Annotated in this window: 13 protein-coding genes; 7 read left to right on the forward strand and 6 right to left on the reverse strand. The window is 61.2% G+C overall.

Annotated elements, in window-relative coordinates:
* Nucleotides 1-45 precede the first annotated feature (45 nt).
* Nucleotides 46-927 (forward strand): LysR substrate-binding domain-containing protein, encoded by an 882-nt coding sequence (locus tag QOM08_RS22595; RefSeq protein WP_316912164.1) that lies wholly within the window; start codon nt 46-48, stop codon nt 925-927.
* A 167-nt stretch (nt 928-1,094) separates the two neighbouring features.
* Here the strand turns inward: QOM08_RS22595 and QOM08_RS22600 are convergent, their stop codons facing one another.
* A complete protein-coding gene (locus QOM08_RS22600) occupies nt 1,095-2,114 on the reverse strand; it encodes an alpha/beta hydrolase (RefSeq protein ID WP_316912165.1) in 1,020 nt (339 codons plus the stop codon).
* A 170-nt stretch (nt 2,115-2,284) separates the two neighbouring features.
* Nucleotides 2,285-4,597: a 5-methyltetrahydropteroyltriglutamate--homocysteine S-methyltransferase gene (gene metE / locus QOM08_RS22605; protein ID WP_316912166.1), complete on the reverse strand. Its 2,313-nt coding sequence runs from the start codon at nt 4,595-4,597 to the stop codon at nt 2,285-2,287.
* 107 nt (nt 4,598-4,704) lie between these two features.
* On the opposite strand from metE, the gene metR reads away from it, so the two are divergent.
* Nucleotides 4,705-5,622, forward strand: coding sequence for a transcriptional regulator MetR (gene metR, locus QOM08_RS22610; RefSeq protein WP_047230407.1), 918 nt, complete (start codon nt 4,705-4,707; stop codon nt 5,620-5,622).
* A 90-nt stretch (nt 5,623-5,712) separates the two neighbouring features.
* On the opposite strand, the gene QOM08_RS22615 is transcribed toward metR, so the two are convergent.
* The 4 genes from QOM08_RS22615 to QOM08_RS22630 form a co-directional block, all read right to left on the reverse strand.
* Nucleotides 5,713-6,210: a GNAT family N-acetyltransferase gene (locus tag QOM08_RS22615; RefSeq protein WP_316912167.1), complete on the reverse strand. Its 498-nt coding sequence runs from the start codon at nt 6,208-6,210 to the stop codon at nt 5,713-5,715.
* A complete protein-coding gene (locus QOM08_RS22620; RefSeq protein ID WP_139049242.1) occupies nt 6,207-6,845 on the reverse strand; it encodes a LysE family translocator in 639 nt (212 codons plus the stop codon). Before QOM08_RS22620 ends, QOM08_RS22615 begins: the two co-directional genes overlap by 4 nt.
* Before the next feature lie 24 nt (nt 6,846-6,869).
* Nucleotides 6,870-7,286 (reverse strand): NUDIX hydrolase, encoded by a 417-nt coding sequence (locus QOM08_RS22625; RefSeq protein ID WP_047230398.1) that lies wholly within the window; start codon nt 7,284-7,286, stop codon nt 6,870-6,872.
* Between the two features lie 165 nt (nt 7,287-7,451).
* Entirely contained in the window at nt 7,452-8,816 is a 1,365-nt protein-coding gene (locus tag QOM08_RS22630; protein WP_047230399.1) for an HD domain-containing phosphohydrolase, read from the reverse strand.
* 229 nt (nt 8,817-9,045) lie between these two features.
* Here QOM08_RS22630 and QOM08_RS22635 point away from each other — a divergent pair, with 229 nt between their 5' ends.
* From QOM08_RS22635 to QOM08_RS22655, 5 genes are read left to right on the forward strand one after another with little or no spacing between them, the layout of a single operon-like run.
* Nucleotides 9,046-11,337: an EAL domain-containing protein gene (locus QOM08_RS22635; RefSeq protein ID WP_173406596.1), complete on the forward strand. Its 2,292-nt coding sequence runs from the start codon at nt 9,046-9,048 to the stop codon at nt 11,335-11,337.
* A complete protein-coding gene (locus QOM08_RS22640; RefSeq protein WP_160893306.1) occupies nt 11,334-13,208 on the forward strand; it encodes a putative bifunctional diguanylate cyclase/phosphodiesterase in 1,875 nt (624 codons plus the stop codon). Before QOM08_RS22635 ends, QOM08_RS22640 begins: the two co-directional genes overlap by 4 nt.
* A 45-nt stretch (nt 13,209-13,253) precedes the next feature.
* A complete protein-coding gene (locus QOM08_RS22645; protein WP_310663168.1) occupies nt 13,254-14,213 on the forward strand; it encodes a cytochrome-c peroxidase in 960 nt (319 codons plus the stop codon).
* Nucleotides 14,210-16,015: a DAHL domain-containing protein gene (locus QOM08_RS22650; protein ID WP_047230403.1), complete on the forward strand. Its 1,806-nt coding sequence runs from the start codon at nt 14,210-14,212 to the stop codon at nt 16,013-16,015. Before QOM08_RS22645 ends, QOM08_RS22650 begins: the two co-directional genes overlap by 4 nt.
* The gene (locus QOM08_RS22655) at nt 16,008-17,414 is read left to right on the forward strand and encodes an ATP-binding protein (protein WP_047230404.1); all 1,407 of its coding nucleotides are present in this window, start codon (nt 16,008-16,010) and stop codon (nt 17,412-17,414) included. Before QOM08_RS22650 ends, QOM08_RS22655 begins: the two co-directional genes overlap by 8 nt.
* Nucleotides 17,415-17,507 lie beyond the last annotated feature (93 nt).

Here is a 17,507-nt window from a genome sequence, read left to right on the forward strand (position 1 = left end):
AAAAAGTCATACTAGCCATGTCCCTACATCATGGCTCGATTCCAAATGAAACGACTTCCTCCGCTCCCGGCGCTGCACACGTTTCTGATCACCGCCCAGTGCTGCAACTTCACCCGGGCGGCGGAACAGTTGCACATCACCCAGGGCGCGGTGAGCCGGCAGATCGCCGGGCTGGAGGAGCATTTGGGTTACGCGCTGTTCTTGCGTCAGGCACGGGGCCTGAGCCTGACGCCGCAGGGACAGGCGTGGTTGCCACGGGTGCAACAGGTGTTCGGCCTGATCGCGGAAGCGGTGGAGCAGATCGGCGAGAAACGCCAGAGCGTGCGACTCAAGGCGCCGACCTGCGTGCTGCGCTGGCTGATGCCGCGTTTGCTGCAATGGCAAAAGGTACGACCGGACATACCGGTGGAGTTGACCACCACCGTCCGCCACGGCGTGGATTTCCAGCGCGAAACCTTCGACGCCGCGGTGGTCTACGGGCCGCCGCCCGCGCCTTCATTGACGAGCCTGCACTTGTTCGACGAACAACTGACACCGGTGTGTTCGCGTCCAGTGCTTGAAGGTCCGGTGCCGCTGCGCTCACCCGCCGACCTGCAACACCATCTGCTGCTTCATCCCACCAGTGACGAGCGCGACTGGAACGCCTGGCTGGAGGCTGCGCAGGTGCAACTGAGCAACGTCAGCAAAGGCCAGCATTTCGAAACCCTGGACCTGGCGATGTCCATGGCCTCCCAAAGCACGGGCGTGGCGATTGGCGACTGGTCGCTGATCGGCGACGACCTGAACGCCGAGCGACTGGTGATGCCCTTCGAACTGAAGGTCAGGACCGGGTTGGCCTATCACCTGGTGTATCCGCGCAAGCCCGGAGCGTCGGAGCAGTTGCAGGCGCTGATGGAGTGGTTGGTGGAGCAGGCTCAGACACGGTAGGAGCCTTGTGCCAACCCCTGTGGCGAGGGAGCTTGCTCCCGCTGGATTGCGAAGCAATCCCATAATCTATCCAACCACCTGGGTCTCTCAGGCTGAACCCTAGGGGGCTGCTTCGCAGCCCAGCGGGAGCAAGCTCCCTCGCCACAAAAAACCAGGAAGACCGTTTATCAGAGCACGTTAGGCACCTGCACCGGCTCGATCTGCGCCCAATGCGAGGTGTCTTCGCGATGCTGCTGCAAGTAGGGCAACACCGCCCCCAGCAACGGTTCCTTGAACGCGTCTTGAAACCGATGGGCCAGGCCCGGTATCAGCTTCAGGCGGCTGCCGCGGATGTGCGCCGCCAGGTGCACGCCGTGCATCACCGGCAACAACGGGTCGGCGGTGCCGTGAACCACCAGGGTCGGCACGCGCAGTTGATTGAGCAGCGCCACCCGGCTCGGCTCGGCCATGATCGCCATGATCTGGCGTTGCACGCCTTCGGGGTTGAAGGCCCGGTCATAGGCCTGGGCGGCCTGACGCAGCAGCGCCTGACGATCATCCACCACCATCGGGCTGCCCAGGGCGGCCAGCAGATCGGCCTGTTGTTCCAGGGCCACTTCACGATTCGGCGCACTGCGCCGGGACAACAACTGCACCAGGGTTTCGCTGGGGGCCGGCAGGCCTTCGGCACCCGAGCTGGTCATGATCAGGGTCAGGCTCTCCACCCGCTGCGGCGCCATGGCCGCCATGTGCTGGGCGATCATCCCGCCCATGCTCACCCCCAGTACGTGAAAGCTTTGCACCTGCAACGCGTCCATCAACCCCAAGCCGTCGTCGGCCATGTCGGTCAAGGTGTAGGGAGCGGCCACGGGCAGGCCCAGCTTGTAGCGCAAGGCTTCAAAGGCCAGGTTGGCGCTGCCGGGCGCCTGACGCCAGGCGGACAAGCCCACGTCGCGGTTGTCGTAGCGAATCACCCGAAAGCCCTGCTCGCACAGGGCCGCCACCACCTCGTCCGGCCAATGTATCAACTGCCCGCCCAAGCCCATCACCAGCAACAACGCCGGGTCGGAGGCACGGCCGATGCTCTGGTACGCCAGGCTGACCTGATCCAGATCGACCCGTTGGGTCGCAACGTTGACATCACATCGAGAAGCCGCAATCGACGGCAGGCCGAACAACAACGCGGCCAGAAAGATAAATACACGCATGAAGAAACACCAAAACGCAGAACCCCAGTAGAGCGCGAGTCTGATGAAGTTTGTTCAAGCGCGCTGCCACAGTTGCGTGACAGTTTGATGAAGATTGCCGAGTGGTCGCTCCACCCGGTCAAATGAAGCAAAGCAGAGCACTCCCCCTGACCTGTGAGAGTATTCGGGCTTCAGGCCAACTGACTGCGCAACTGCCGCGCCGCCGCCACCATGTTCACCAACGCCGCTTCTGTCTCCGGCCACGCCCGGGTCTTCAGGCCGCAATCGGGGTTGACCCACAGCCGGTCCGCCGCAATCCGCTTCACCGCCTTGCTCATCAACGCCACCATCTCGGCCGTGTCCGGCACCCGTGGCGAGTGGATGTCGTAGACACCCGGGCCGATATCGTTGGGATACTCGAACGCTTCGAAAGCCTGCAGCAACTCCATGTCCGAACGCGAGGTTTCAATGGTGATCACGTCGGCGTCCATGTCGGCGATGGCCTTGATCACATCATTGAACTCGCTGTAGCACATGTGGGTGTGGATCTGGGTTTCGTCGCTTACACCCGATGCGCTCAAGCGGAAGGCCTCCACGGCCCAGTCCAGGTACGCCTGCCATTGCCCGCGTCGCAGAGGCAAGCCTTCGCGGAAGGCGGCCTCGTCGATCTGCACGATTTTGATCCCGGCCTTTTCCAGGTCCAGCACTTCGTCACGCAGGGCCAGGGCCAGTTGTTGCGCCTGAACCTGACGCGAGACGTCCTCGCGAGGGAACGACCACATCAGCATAGTCACGGGGCCGGTGAGCATGCCCTTCATCACCTTGTCGGTCAGGCTCTGGGCGTAGCGGATCCAGTCGACGGTCATCGCTTTCGGGCGGCTGATGTCGCCGTAGATGATTGCCGGCTTCACACAACGCGAACCGTAGCTCTGGACCCAGCCGAAACGGGTGAAGGCATAGCCGTCCAGTTGTTCGGCGAAATATTCCACCATGTCGTTGCGTTCGGCTTCGCCATGTACCAGCACATCCAGGCCCAGGCGTTCCTGGATCTGCACGGCATGGCGGATCTCAGTGTGCATGGCGTCCTGATAATCGTTGGCCGACAGCTTGCCTTGCTTGTAGGCCTGGCGCGCCAGGCGAATCGCCGGAGTCTGCGGGAAGGAACCGATGGTGGTGGTGGGAAAGGCCGGCAGTTTCAGCCGGGCGCGCTGCTGCTCCATGCGCTGGGCAAACGGCGAGCGTCGCTGGCTGTCCTGTGGTCGTATCGCGGCGAGGCGGGCCTGAACCTCGGCTTTGTGAATGCGTGTCGAGCCGGCACGACGAGCATGCACGTCGCGGCTGTCGGCCAAGGCGTGTTGCACACCGGGTGCCTGGGGATCGTTGAGCGCATCGCGCAGTACCGCCACTTCACCGCACTTCTGCACGGCAAAGGCCAGCCAGCTCTTGAGTTCAGGGTCCAGTCGGTCTTCACGCTCCAGGTCCACGGGGCTGTGCAACAGTGAGCAAGAGGTGCTGACCCAGAGGTTGTCGCCAAAACGCTCCTGGGCCGGCTGCAATTGCGCCAGGGCCTGTTCCAGTTCACAGCGCCAGACGTTGCGGCCATTGACCAGCCCCACCGACAGGATTTTGTAGGTCGGCAGGCGATCGAGCACCTGACCCAGTTGTTCCGGCGCCCGTACCGCGTCGATGTGCAAACCGTCCACCGGCAGGCTCACCGCCAGGCCGAGGTTGTCTTCCAGACCACTGAAATAGGTCGCCACCAGCTTTTTCAACGGCGAATACTGAAGGATGTGATAGGCCCGCTCGAACGCACTTTTCCAGGCCAGGGGCAGGTCGAGGGTGAGGATCGGCTCGTCGATCTGCACCCATTCAACGCCCTGGGCCTTGAGGCGATTGAGGATTTCACCGTAGACCGGCAACAGACGCTCGAGCAGATCGAGCTTGTCGAAGTCCTCGCCCTTGGCCTTGCCCAGCCACAGATACGTCAAGGGGCCGATGATCACCGGTTTGACCTGATGTCCCAGGGCATGGGCCTCGTCCACTTCTTCGAACAGTTGCTCCCAACTCAGGGCGAAGCGCTGGTCGGCGGAAAACTCCGGGACCAGATAGTGGTAGTTGGTGTCGAACCACTTGGTCAGTTCCTGAGCGTATTGGGCTTGCCCGTGATCAGCTCCGCAGCAGGCAGCGGTGGCGCCTCGGGCCATGGCGAACAGGGTGTCGAGGGTCGGCTTGGCCTGGGCGTCGAGGGTGTTGTGGAATCGCGACGGGACGGCACCCAGGGTCAAAGTGTGGCTGAGCACCTGGTCGTACCAGGCGAAATCACCGACCGGCAGCAGGTCGATGCCGGCCTCTTTCTGCAGTTGCCAGTGCCGGGCCCGCAATTCACGGCCCACCGCTTGCAGCGCGGCCGGTGCCAGGTCGCCCTTCCAGTAGGCTTCGAGGGCTTTTTTCAGTTCGCGGTCGGCGCCGATGCGGGGAAAACCTAAGGTGTGGGCCAGGGCCATGGTGTGTGTCCTCCTGTAAAAGATGGCGCCATTGTCGACAGCCAGCCCCACATGAGACAAACTCAACCTTTTCGTGTTGATCACGAGTTTTACTCATGGAGCCCACGGTGCTTGAAATCCGCCACCTCAAGACCCTGCATGCCCTGCGCGAAGCCGATAGCCTGGTCGAGGCCGCCGAACGCCTGCACCTGACACAGTCCGCCCTTTCCCACCAGTTCAAGGAACTGGAAGAACGCTTGGGCATGCAGTTATTCGTGCGCAAGACCAAACCGGTGCGTTTCACCAGTGCCGGCCTGCGCCTGCTGCAACTGGCCGACGCCACCCTGCCGTTGCTGCGCAGCGCCGAGCGGGACATCGGTCGGTTGGCCGGAGGCACCGCCGGGCGCTTGCACATGGCCATCGAGTGCCACAGTTGCTTTCAGTGGCTGATGCCCACCATCGACCAGTTCCGCGACGCCTGGCCGGAAGTCGAGCTGGACCTGGCCTCGGGCTTCGCCTTCGCCCCACTGCCGGCCCTGGCCCGGGGCGACCTGGACTTGGTGGTGACCTCCGACCCGCTGGAACTGGCGGGCATCACCTACGTGCCGCTGTTCACCTACGAAGCGATGCTCGCCGTGGCCAACCAGCACCGACTGGCGAACAAACCCTACATCGTGCCCGAAGACCTGGTCAGCGAAACCCTGATCACCTATCCGGTGGAGCGCGATCGCCTGGACATCTTCACCCGTTTCCTGGAACCGGCCGACATCGAACCGGCCCAGGTGCGCACGTCTGAACTGACGGTGATGATGATGCAACTGGTGGCCAGCGGTCGTGGCGTCTGCGGCATGCCCCATTGGGCACTGCATGAATACAGCTCGCGGGGCTACGTGAAGGCCAAGCGACTGGGAGAGAAAGGTTTGTTCGCCACGCTGTATGCCGCCGTGCGCACCGACATGCTCGATGCGCCCTACATGCGCGACTTTCTGCTGACGGCCAAGGACACTTCGTTTTCGACCCTCGACGGCGTCAGTGCCGTGCGCTGAGTGCTTTTGTGGCGAGGGAGCTTGCTCCCTCGCCACAAAAACTCGACAACCCTCATTCATCAAAAACTCGAGAACTCATCTCTGAGCGACTCAGAGCTCTAGCCACATATGGATCTTGTCGAGGTAGTCCTCGTCCACCCGTATCGCCATCGGCTCCAGGCCGTACAGCACGAAACCGCAGCGCTGGTAGAGCCTGACGGCAGGATCGTTGCCGGCGGTGACGGTCAGTTGCACCAGCCGTAAAAACGAATGGCGTCGGGCTTCTTCGAGTGCCGCCTGCACCAGTTGGTAGCCGAGGCCAGCGTGGCGATGAGAGTCAGCGACGTACATGCCGAACAACGTGGCCTTGTGCCGGGCTTTTTCCCGCGGCTCCAGGGACAGCCCGACAATGCCCACCAGTTCATGCTCGACAAACGCCCCCACCAACACATCCAGCCGACTGTTCAGACGTGATTCCCACCACCTCATGGGCATCGCCGCTCGCTCGCTGACGCTGGAGGTGAAAGCTTGGGGATGAAGCGCGTAGGCCTGGAGCATCAGGTCGCGATACGCCTGGGCATCACCCGCTGCAAGCCGTCGAATGCTCACGCCGAACGCCGTTGTTCAAGCATCAGGCGCAACGCCAGCGCGCCGAGCACAAACCCCATGAAGTAGCGCTGCGCCGCCAACCAGGTGGGGTTATGGACGAACCAGGAGGCAATGCCGGCGGCGAACAGGGCAATCAGCAGGTTGACGCTGAAACTGACGCTGATCTGGGTCAGCCCGAGGATGATGCTCTGGGTGAACAACGAGCCGTGTTCCGGGCTGATGAACTGCGGGAACACCGACAGGTAAAACACTGCAATCTTTGGATTCAGGGCACTGGTGAGGAACCCCATGGTGATCAGCTTGCGCGTCGAGTCCACCGGCAGTTGCTGGGCCTGGAACGGCGAACGTGCGCCGGGCTTGACTGCCTGCCAGGCCAGCCACAACAGGTACAGCGCGCCGGCCCATTTCAACACCTCATAGGCCATGGGCACCGCCAGGAACACCGCCGTCAGCCCCGCCGCCGCGGCAAACATGTGCACGAAGAAGCCAGCCACCACCCCCAGCAGGGAGGTGACGCCGGCCTTGCGGCCCTGGCAGATCGAACGGGAAATCAGGTAGATCATGTTCGGGCCGGGCGTGAGCACCATCAGCAACGCGGCGGCGGCGAAAATCAGCAGGTCCGGCAATGGAATCATGGGCGTCAGTCCTTGAGTCTGGGGTCAGCACGTCTCGAGAAGGCTGGCTCGATAAAACGGCAGGATCACCTCGCCTGTCAACGGCGCCAGCAGCAGATCGCTGTCACTGGCCGGGTCGATCCAGCGCACTTCTTCAATCTCGGCGGCGGGAGAAACCGGCGCATCGATGCTCAGTAAAAAAACGTCAGCCTGCACGACAAAACCCGGCTCGTTGGCGGCCGGGGCACTGAACGCCCCCAGGTAACGGGCCTGTGCCGGATCAATCGTCAGCCCAAGCTCTTCGTCCAGCTCACGGGCCAGGGCCTGGACCGGTTGCTCATGGGCCTCGATCTTGCCGCCCGGCTGCATGAAGGCCTGGGTGCCGCGCTTGCGCACCAGTAAGGTCCGGCCGTCCGGTCCGATCAACAGAGCGGCGGCGATGCGGATGATGGGAGTGGTCATGATGAAATGCCCTGGGCAGAAAAATGCTCGCAAGGGTACAGAGCGCAGCGATGGGAGCAAAGCCCGGCGCCACCTTCAGACGCCACACAAAACCACTGTGGGAGCAGTTTTTGTGGGAGCCAAGCTCGCTCCCACAGGATGACTGTACTCTCAGTCAGATCTGCATCACCCCAACATCGGCTTCGGCACCGAAGGGTCTGCCTCTTCGGGGATTTTGACGAACACGCTGTAGCGCGCCCCTTCCATCGCTTCGAAAGCAATGAGCTTTTCCACCAGAGGCGCGCTCAGCACCTTGCCGGCGTTGAGCAACAGCATGCCGTTGTCGGCGTTGAGGTTGCGCGCCAGGATCATGCCGGCCGTCAGGTCGCGGGTTGTCATGACCTGCACCGTCGGATCCGACAAGGTCACGTCGTCCAGGTATTCACCACACGCCTTGATGAAGTCCTCCACCATGCCCGGGTCGTATAGTTTGCCGGCGTATTTGCGGATGTAGACCAGCGCCTCGTCGCTGTTCATCTGCCGCTCCAGGATCAACCCGCGCTGCAGTTCGATGAAGTCCACCGCCAGTTTCAACAGCCGCGAACCGAACGGAATGGCCTCGCCTCGCAGATGGTCGGGAAAACCGCTGCCGTCCCAACGTTCCTGGTGATGGAGGATGATGCGCGCGGCGTCTTTCATCGGGTCCAGGGTCATCAGCAGCGACTCGCTCTGCTTCGGATAGGCCCGGTAGAGATCAAGCTCGGTGTGGTGCAGCATGTCGGCGGGCGTGACCATCATGTTGTCGGTCCAGCTCAATTTGCCGATGTTGTAGAGCGCCGCGGCCATGGTCAGGTCGCGGTCGGTGGACTCGTCCAGAAAGTGCAGCCTGCTGTAGACCCGGATCAGCTCGATGATCTGCCGGTTGGTCTGCTTGGCCTTGGGCAGGCGCAGGTTGGCGATCAGCGAAAACACTTCGGTGCCGGTCACATAGCTGCGCTTGAGCTCGTCATAGGCCAGGTCGAGCATGTCGGCGGTCTGCTGCAGCTCGGCGGTGCGCGACGCCACGCGTTTTTCCAGGGTGGTGTTGAGTATCCGCAGCTGTTCGTTCTGTTCACGGTTCAGCGCTTCGAGGCGCTGGCGCTCGCTTTCGGAGTGCTGGTGCGCCAGGGCCTGACGCAGGGCCTGCACCAGTTCCTCGTCGTTCCAGGGTTTGCTGAGGTAGCGATACAACTGCCCCTCGTTGATGGCCTTGGTCATCATGTCCACATCGGCATAACCGGTGAGCAGGATGCGCAAGGTCGATGGATAAAGCTTGCGAATCTGCGCCAACAAAGTGGCGCCGTCCATGTTGGGCATGCGGGCATCGGTCATGACCAGGTCGACCGGCCGCTCCTTGAGGATTTCCAGGGCTTTGGCGCCACTGTCAGCCAGCAGGATTTCGTACGGCTGGCTGCGCAATAACCGACGCAGGCTATTGAGAATCGACTCTTCATCATCGACCAACAGTACCGTCGGCTTCCGGACCGGTACATCCTGCGATTGATCTTCCATTGGACCCCCCTCCTGTTAACGACACCTGTTCTACGCTACCCCCGAATTAGAGGCTAGTAGATTGCGTGAATTTAGACACGATTTTGCCTTGACCGGCCGAGCGCATCTCAATGAGACAGCTATGCTGTAGACCATGAAGGGCCAAGTACAGGCCAGAATACTCATGCCAACGGAAGGGATATCAGATGTATCCACGGTTCAACAGTCAGCATCGCGACGGTGCACGGCCATGAGCCTGCCGACGGAAAGGGCCAACCGGCGGATCCTGATCGTCGATGACACTCCGACGATCCACGAGGATTTTCGTAAGATCCTCAGCCCCCATGCTACCCCCGAGGACAGCCTGAGCAGCGCTGAAGCAGCCCTGTTCGGCGCGCCTGTGGCGGTTGCCAGTCAGAGTTTCGTGCTCGATTCGGCCTTCCAGGGCATGGAAGCCCTGAACAAGGTCGAATCTGCCTTGGCCGAGGGCAAACCCTACGCCATGGCGTTCATCGACATGCGTATGCCCCCTGGCTGGGACGGCCTTGAAACCATCGAACGGCTATGGCGCGTCGACCCCAAGCTGCAAGTGGCGCTGTGCACCGCCTATTCGGATTATTCCTGGGAAGACATCGCCGAGCGCCTCGAACTGGGCGACCGCCTGCTCATCCTGAAAAAACCCTTCGATGCCATCGAGATCCGCCAGATGGCCAGTACCCTGACCGTCAAATGGCAGATGACCGAAGACGCGGCGCTGAAAATGGACATGCTCGAACGCGCGGTGCAGGAGCGCACGCGGGAGCTGGCCGACGCCAACATCATCGTGCAGAACAGCCCGACCATCCTGTACCGCCTGCGTGGCGAGCCGCCGTTCGCGCTGATGTACATTTCCCACAACATCACCAAGTTCGGCCACGCGGCGGCGCAACTGGTCAACTCGCCGGACTGGGCGCAAACCCTGATCCATCCCGACGACCAAAGCAAGATCGACGACGCCATGGTCCGCGTCTTGAACCGCGACACAGCGGGGGCGTCCATCGAGTTCCGCATGCGCACGGGCGACGGCGCGTTCCGCTGGGTGGAAAACCGCTACATTCCGGTGCGCAACGAACAGGGCCTGCTGCTGGAAGTGGAAGGCATCATTCTTGACATCACCGAACGCAAGCTGGCCGAGGAGAAAATCGCCCTGCTGGCCCGCACCGACGGCCTGACCGGGCTGGCCAACCGCGCCACCATGATCGAGCGCCTGCATCAAGCCTTTGCCGCGGCTCGCCGGGGGGCGGCACCGTTTGCGATGTTTTACCTGGACCTGGACCATTTCAAGCGGATCAACGACACCCTGGGTCACCCGATCGGCGACCTGCTGCTGCAGGAGGTCGCCGCACGCATCAAGGGCTGTACACGGGAAAACGACGTGGTAGCGCGCCTGGGTGGCGACGAGTTCGCCATCCTGCAACTGGATGTCCACGAAGCGACCCATTGCGCCGCACTGGCCGCCAAGATCCGGGATGCCCTGGTGGCGCCCTATTCCCTGGACGGCAACGAAGTGCGGATCTCCGTGAGCATCGGCATCAGCCTGTATTCCTCCCAGAGCCAAAGCGCCGACAGCCTGATGGCACAGTCCGACATGGCCTTGTACCGGTCCAAGGAAAAGGGCCGCAACCAGTACCATTTCCATAGCGAGGAGATTAATCAGGAAGTCACCGACCGCGTCGCCCTGGCCAATGACCTGCGCCAGGCCATCGAAAACAACGAGCTGCATTTGCACTACCTGCCGGAGGTCGACCTGGGCACTGGCAAAATCCTGGGCATGGGCGTGCAAGTGCGCTGGAACCACCCTGAGCGCGGCTGGCTGGAGCCGGCATCGTTCATGCCGGCCGCCGAGAAGACCGGGATCATCGTTGGCCTGGGGCATTGGGTGCTGGACCAGGCCTGTCAACAGATGCGCCAGTGGCGTGACCAGGGCATGGCGCCCCCGGTGATCGCCATCGACCTGTCCCTGACGCAACTCAAGACCGGTCCCGAGCTGATCTATGACGTGCTGCGTACCACCGCCCGCTGGGAACTGGCCCCTTGGGACCTGCGCTTTGATGTCACCGAAGCCACCCTGGCGCAAACCAAGTGGACCCACAACGACGTGCTGCCACGTCTGTGCGAACTGGGCGTACAAATTGCCATCGATGATTTCGGCACCGAGTACTCCTCGTTCGATTACCTCAAGACCTACCGGGTCAACCATCTCAAGCTCGCCCAACGGTTTCTCGACAGCGCCAACGCCGACCCCGAGAACGCAATGACGCTGCGAGCGATCATCAATTTCGCCCGGGATGTGGGCATCGGGATCATTGCCGAGGGCGTCGAAACCCAGGAGCAACGCACCACGCTGATGTCCAGCGGCGGGTCGATGCAGGCCCAGGGGCATTACTTCAGCACTGCCGTAGACAGTGGGCAAGCCAGCGAACTGCTCAAGGCCGGCACCATCGTTCCCGTGACGGACCATTGGACCCGGCCTGCCAGCCAGTTATCGGAGAGCAACCCATGAACCCCATGTCGGTGCCGGCGAACAGGCGAATCCTGGTGGTGGACGACACGCCGGCGATCCACCAGGACTTCCGCAAGATCCTCAGCCCGGGCGCCGGTAGCGACGACTCGCTGGACGACACTGAAAGCCTGCTGTTTGGCACACCCCAGGTCAGCCGTCTGCAATTTCAGATCGATTCGGCCTATCAGGGCGAAGAGGCGTTGGAACTGGTCAAGCGCGCCCAGGCCGAAGGCCAGCCCTATGCGCTGGTGTTCGCCGACATGCGCATGCCGCCGGGCTGGGACGGCCTGCAAACCATCGAGCGTTTGTGGGAGGCCGACCCACGGCTGCAAATCGCGCTGTGCACGGCGTTTTCGGATTATTCCTGGGAAACCATGTCCGAACGCATCGAGTTCGACGATCAGTTGCTGATCCTGAAGAAACCCTTCGACACCCTGGAAATCCGCCAGATGGCCAGTGCCATGACCTGGAAATGGCAACTGGCCCAGGATGCGGCGAGAAAAATGCGCAGTCTGGAGCGCACCATCGAGGAACGGGTCCAGGAGTTGCTGAAAGTCTCCCACTTGCTGCAATACGACGTACTCACCGAGCTACCCAACAGCATGTTGCTCGGTGATCGCCTGACCCAGGCCATGGCCCAGTGCCGTCGCCACGACCGGCAACTGGCGGTGATGTTCATCGGCATGGACCGTTTCAAGCGTATCAATAACGCACTGGGGCACCCGGTGGGCGACGAAATGCTCAAGCGGGTGGCCCGGGCGCTGGCAACGGTGGTGCGTGAATCCGACTCGGTGTTTCGCTACGGCTCCGATGAGTTCGTGGTGATACTGGGAGACATCACCGACTCGCAACAGACCAAAGGCGTGGCCGACAAACTGCTGACGGCCATCAGCACGCCCCACCCCATCGACGGACACGACCTGACCGTTACCGCAAGCCTGGGCATCAGCATGTATCCGGCCGACGGTTTCGATGCCGTGGCGTTGATCAAAAAAGCCGAAACGGCGATGCGCAACGTCAAGGAAACCGGCCCCAACGACTACCGTTTTTTCACTGAAGACATGAACCGTCGGGCGCGACAGCAGCAAACCATCGAATCGGGCCTGCGCCTGGCTCTGCAACGCAAGGAGTTCGTGCTGCACTACCAGCCCAAGATCGATCTGAGGAGTGGCAAAGTGGTCGGCGCCGAAGCGCTGGTGCGCTGGAACCGGCCTGACATCGGCTTGATCTATCCATCGGACTTCATCCCCGTGGCCGAAGACAGCGGCCTGATCGTCCCGCTGAGCCAATGGGTGCTCCAGGAAGCCTGCCAGCAGGCCTGTCGCTGGCAAGCCGATGGCATGCGCCCGCTCTACCTGTCGGTCAACGTCTCCACCATCGATTTTCGCCAGCGCGGTTTCGTCGAAGGCATCGCCCGGACCCTCAAGGAAACCGGTCTCGACCCGACACAGTTAGAACTGGAGATCACCGAAAGCGTACTGATGCAGAACGTCGACACCACCGTCGCCATCCTCAAGGCCGTCAAGCGCCTGGGAATACGGCTGGCCATCGACGATTTCGGCACCGGCTACTCGAGCCTGAGCTACCTGCAGAAATTTCCGGTGGATGTGTTGAAGATCGATCAGTCGTTCGTCGGCGACCTGAGCATCGACAGTAATGACGCAAAGCTGGTGAGCACCATCATCAGCCTGGGCAAGAGCCTGAACCTGCACATCATTGCCGAAGGCGTGGAAACCCTTGAGCAACTGGAGTTCCTCAAGGCTCACCAGTGCGAGGAAGCCCAGGGGTACTACTTCAGCAAGGCCGTGGAGCCACAAGCCTTTGCCCTGTGGATGAGCGAGTGGGAACAACACCACAACCCGTTTGCGTGAACACACCTGAGTTCCATCAACCAAAAGTTTCAAGGAAAGCATCCCATGGCGTCACATGGACTGATTCTGGCTCTCGGCCTGCTGGTGGGATTGAGCGTGACCGTTCACGCCGAGCCGTTGGATGAACCGCTCAAACCACTGCCTCCCGTGCCGACTCTGGACCCCAAGCGCGTCCAGTTGGGCCTGCGGCTTTTCAACGACCCGCGGCTGTCGGTCAACAACACCCTGTCCTGTGCCAGTTGCCATCGCCTGGACAAGGGTGGCGCCGACGACAAACAGTTTTCCCTGGGCTTCGACGGTAAACCGGTGGAGTTCAATACACCCACGGTGTTCAACGCCAGCCTGAACTTCCATCAGTTCTGGGACGGCCGCGTCGACACTCTGGAAGAACAGGTGCACATCGTCGTGACCAGCCCTGCGGAAATGGGCAGTACCTGGGAAACGGTGCTCAAGCGCATCGGCCAGGACCCGGACTACGCCCGGGATTTTAACGATGCCTACCCCGACGGCGTGACCCAGGCCAACATCCAGGGTGCCCTGGCCGACTATGAACGCACCCTGCTGACCCCAAATTCACGTTTCGACCAGTACCTGCTGGGCAACACCGACATCCTCACGCCCCGGGAAAAGTTCGGTTACCAGCGCTTCAAGGAATACGGCTGCATCGCCTGCCACCAGGGCGTGAACATCGGCGGCAACATGTTCCAGAAATTCGGCGTGATGGGCGACTACATCCAGGACCGGGGCAACCCTACCCGGGCCGACGAGGGCCGCTTCAACGTCACTGGCGACGAGGCTGACCGCCAGGTTTTCAAGGTGCCGAGTCTGCGTAACGTCGCCATCACCGCCCCGTACTTTCACGCCGGGTCAGCGCCTACCCTGGAGAATGCGGTGGAAGTGATGTTCAAGTACCAGTTGGGCCGTGAACCCTTGAAGAACGACACGGAACTGATCGTCGAATTCCTCAAGACGCTCACCGGCGAATGGGAGGGCAAGCCGCTATGACCGCCCTGCGTCGCCTCGGTCTGGCATTCGTCGGCCTCTTGCTGGCGTCAGTCCTGCTGTTCATGTACATCCAGTCGAGTGCACAGCAGGCCGCCTCGTACATTGAATCTCGGGACCTGATCCGCCTGCTCAAACAGCAGGACGCCATCTGGGACAACGAAGTCCTTAAATCCCGGATGGCTTTGAGCCAAAACTATGACCCCCTGGTCTCGCCCCTCAATGAGATGGCGCGTCTGTGGCAGCGCCTCGACGCCATCGAATCGGAACCGGCTCGCCACGCACCGTCAAGCTGGGAACAGGAGCGCGACGAATACCTCAAGGCGGTGAAGGAGAAAACCCGTCTGGTGGAAAGATTCAAATCCCACAATGCGGTATTGCGCAACTCCCTCGCCTTCCTGCCCACCGCCGAAGATGACATCCAGGCCCAGTTCGGCGAACTTGCGGACGCCGACAAACTGCAGCTGCAAAACGTTGCCATCGACACCTACGATCTGTTGCTCAGCGCCATGGAGTTCGCTCATCTGACCACCCGTGAGCAAGCCGCCGAAGTGCTGCTAGGCCTGAACCGGCTGGACGTCAACAAGGAGCGTCTGCCGGTGGGTCTGCAAAAATCCGTCGATATCCTGAGCAGGCACATCGCGCTGATCTTGCGCGAACAACCCAGGGTCAATGACCTCTTGCAGGGAATCGAAGCCGTTCCCGTGGCCGGCCGGCTGGACACCATCACCAGCCTGCTGGACAAAGACCAGGAGAAAGCTGCCGCCAGGCATCAGCGCAACCATATTCTCCTGTTGGTTTTCGCCACGTTCCTGGTGTTGATCCTGATCGGGCTGGCAATCCGTTTGATGCGCAGCTTCGCCGAAACCAAACGCGCCAACAACGCCCTGCAAACCGCCAACGACGAGCTGGAGGTACGGGTCGAAGAGCGCACCCGCCAACTCAAGGACACCCAGAGCGAACTGATGGACACCGCCCGTCAGGCCGGCATGGCGGAAATCGCCACCAACGTGCTGCACAACGTTGGCAACGTGCTCAACAGTGTGAACATCTCCGCCGACCTGATCAGCCGTAAACTGCGCAGCAGCAAGGCCCTGGGGCTGGGCAAGGCGATGCAACTGATCAATGAACACCCCCACGACCTGGGGCACTTCCTTACCGAAGATGAAAAAGGCAAGCTGTTGCCCGGCTATCTGAACCAGTTGGTGGAGGCCATCGCGGTCGAACAGCAAGGCCTTACCGACGAGTTGGCCCAGTTGAGCAAGAGCGTGGATCACATCAAGGATATTGTCTCCACCCAGCAATCCTATGCCGGCGCCAACAGCCTGGTGGAGCCTTTGGTGGTCAGCGAACTGCTCGAAGACGCCCTGCGCATGAACTCCGGCGCCCTGACCCGACACCACGTGACGGTGCTCAAGGAATACGGCGACGTGCCGCGGATCCTGGGCGACAAACACCGCTTGCTGCTGATTCTGATCAACCTGATCAGCAACGCCAAATACGCCATGGCGGGGGTTTCCAACCACGCACGGAACATGACCCTCAAGGCTACGGTGATCAATGACGACACCCTGCAGATCAGTGTCAAGGATGAAGGCGAAGGCATCCCGGCGGAAAACATGACGCGTATCTTCGCCCATGGGTTTACCACCCGTAAGGAGGGCCACGGGTTCGGTTTGCACAGTTGCGCGCTCGCGGCCATTGAGATGAACGGCCACCTCACCGCTCACAGTGAGGGACCAGGCACAGGAGCAACGTTCGTGTTGCAACTGCCCTTGAAACTCGCAGAAGGTGAGCATGAATAATCTGAGCAACCGCCGCATCCTGTTGATCGACGATACACCGGCCATCCATGACGATTTCCGCAAAATCCTCACGCCGGAGGATCAGGTCAATGTCGATCTGCTGGACATGGAAAACGCCTTGTTCGGCGACGCACCGAAACCGGCCGGCACCGTATTCGAACTCGACTCGGCCTATGGCGGCCAGGAAGGTCTGAACAAACTGCTGCAAGCGCTGGAAACGGAGCACCCTTATGCATTGGCCTTTGTCGACATGCGCATGCCCGAGGGCTGGGATGGCGCCAAAACCATCGAGGAACTCTGGAAGCACGACCCACTGTTGCAAGTGGTGGTCTGCACCGCCTACTCGGACTATTCCTGGGACGAACTGCTGGACCGCCTCAATGGCCATGACCGGTTGCTGATTCTGAAGAAACCCTTCGACAACATCGAAGTCCAGCAAATGGCCAACACCCTGACCACCAAGTGGGAAATGACTTCCCGCGCGCAATTGCAGATGAGCAAACTCGAGGAGCTGGTGGAGCAGCGGACCCAGGCGTTCAAACAGGCCAGTTCTTTGCTGCAGATGGAAATCGACGAACGCAAGATGCTGGAAAGCCAGTTGGTCCAGTCGGAAAAACTCGCCTCGCTGGGCCAGTTGGCCGCCGGGGTCGCTCACGAAATCAACAACCCGATCGGTTTCATTTCTTCCAATCTGGGGGCCCTGGATGGCTACTTTGGCAAACTCCAGGAGATGCTCCAGGCCTATGACAGTGCCGAGCAAGCCATTGCTTCGCCGGAACTGGTGGTGAATCTGAGAAAGCTGCGCGAGCAGGTGGAGCTGGACTTCCTCGTCGAGGACATTCCACTGCTGATCAAAGAGTCCAAGGACGGCATCAGCCGGGTCGGGCAGATCGTCAAGGACCTCAAGGACTTCTCCCGCGTCGACTCCAACCAGGAATGGCAGATGGCCAACTTGCAACAAGGCCTGGATTCGACGCTGAACATCGTCGCCAATGAAATCAAGTACAAGGCCGACGTGATCAAGCAATACAGCCCGTTGCCGGAAGTCGAATGCCTGCCGTCGCAGATCAACCAGGTGATCATGAACCTGATCGTCAACGCCGCCCAGGCCATCGGCCCCGAGCGTGGCACCATCACCTTGCGCAACGGCATTGAAGAAGACACCGTGTGGATCGAAGTCGCCGACAATGGCTCGGGCATGCCGCCTGAGACACTGCAAAAAATCTTCGATCCGTTCTTCACCACCAAACCTGTCGGCCAGGGCACGGGACTGGGACTTTCACTGTCCTACGGCATCGTGAAAAAACACAACGGCGAGATCACAGTGCGCAGCGAGGTCGGGGTGGGAACCACCTTCCGCGTGGAGTTGCCGGTGCGGCAGATGAAACAGGCGAGCTGAGATCGCGCTGTGTGGGAGCAAGGCTTGCCCGCGATGGAGGCGATGCGGTCTTCAGAAACCGAGGCGCCTGTTTAGCGAGCAGGGGTTGCCCCA

Source organism: Pseudomonas sp. P105, assembly GCF_032614175.1.
In the GTDB taxonomy this organism is placed as follows: domain Bacteria; phylum Pseudomonadota; class Gammaproteobacteria; order Pseudomonadales; family Pseudomonadaceae; genus Aquipseudomonas; species Aquipseudomonas rhizophila.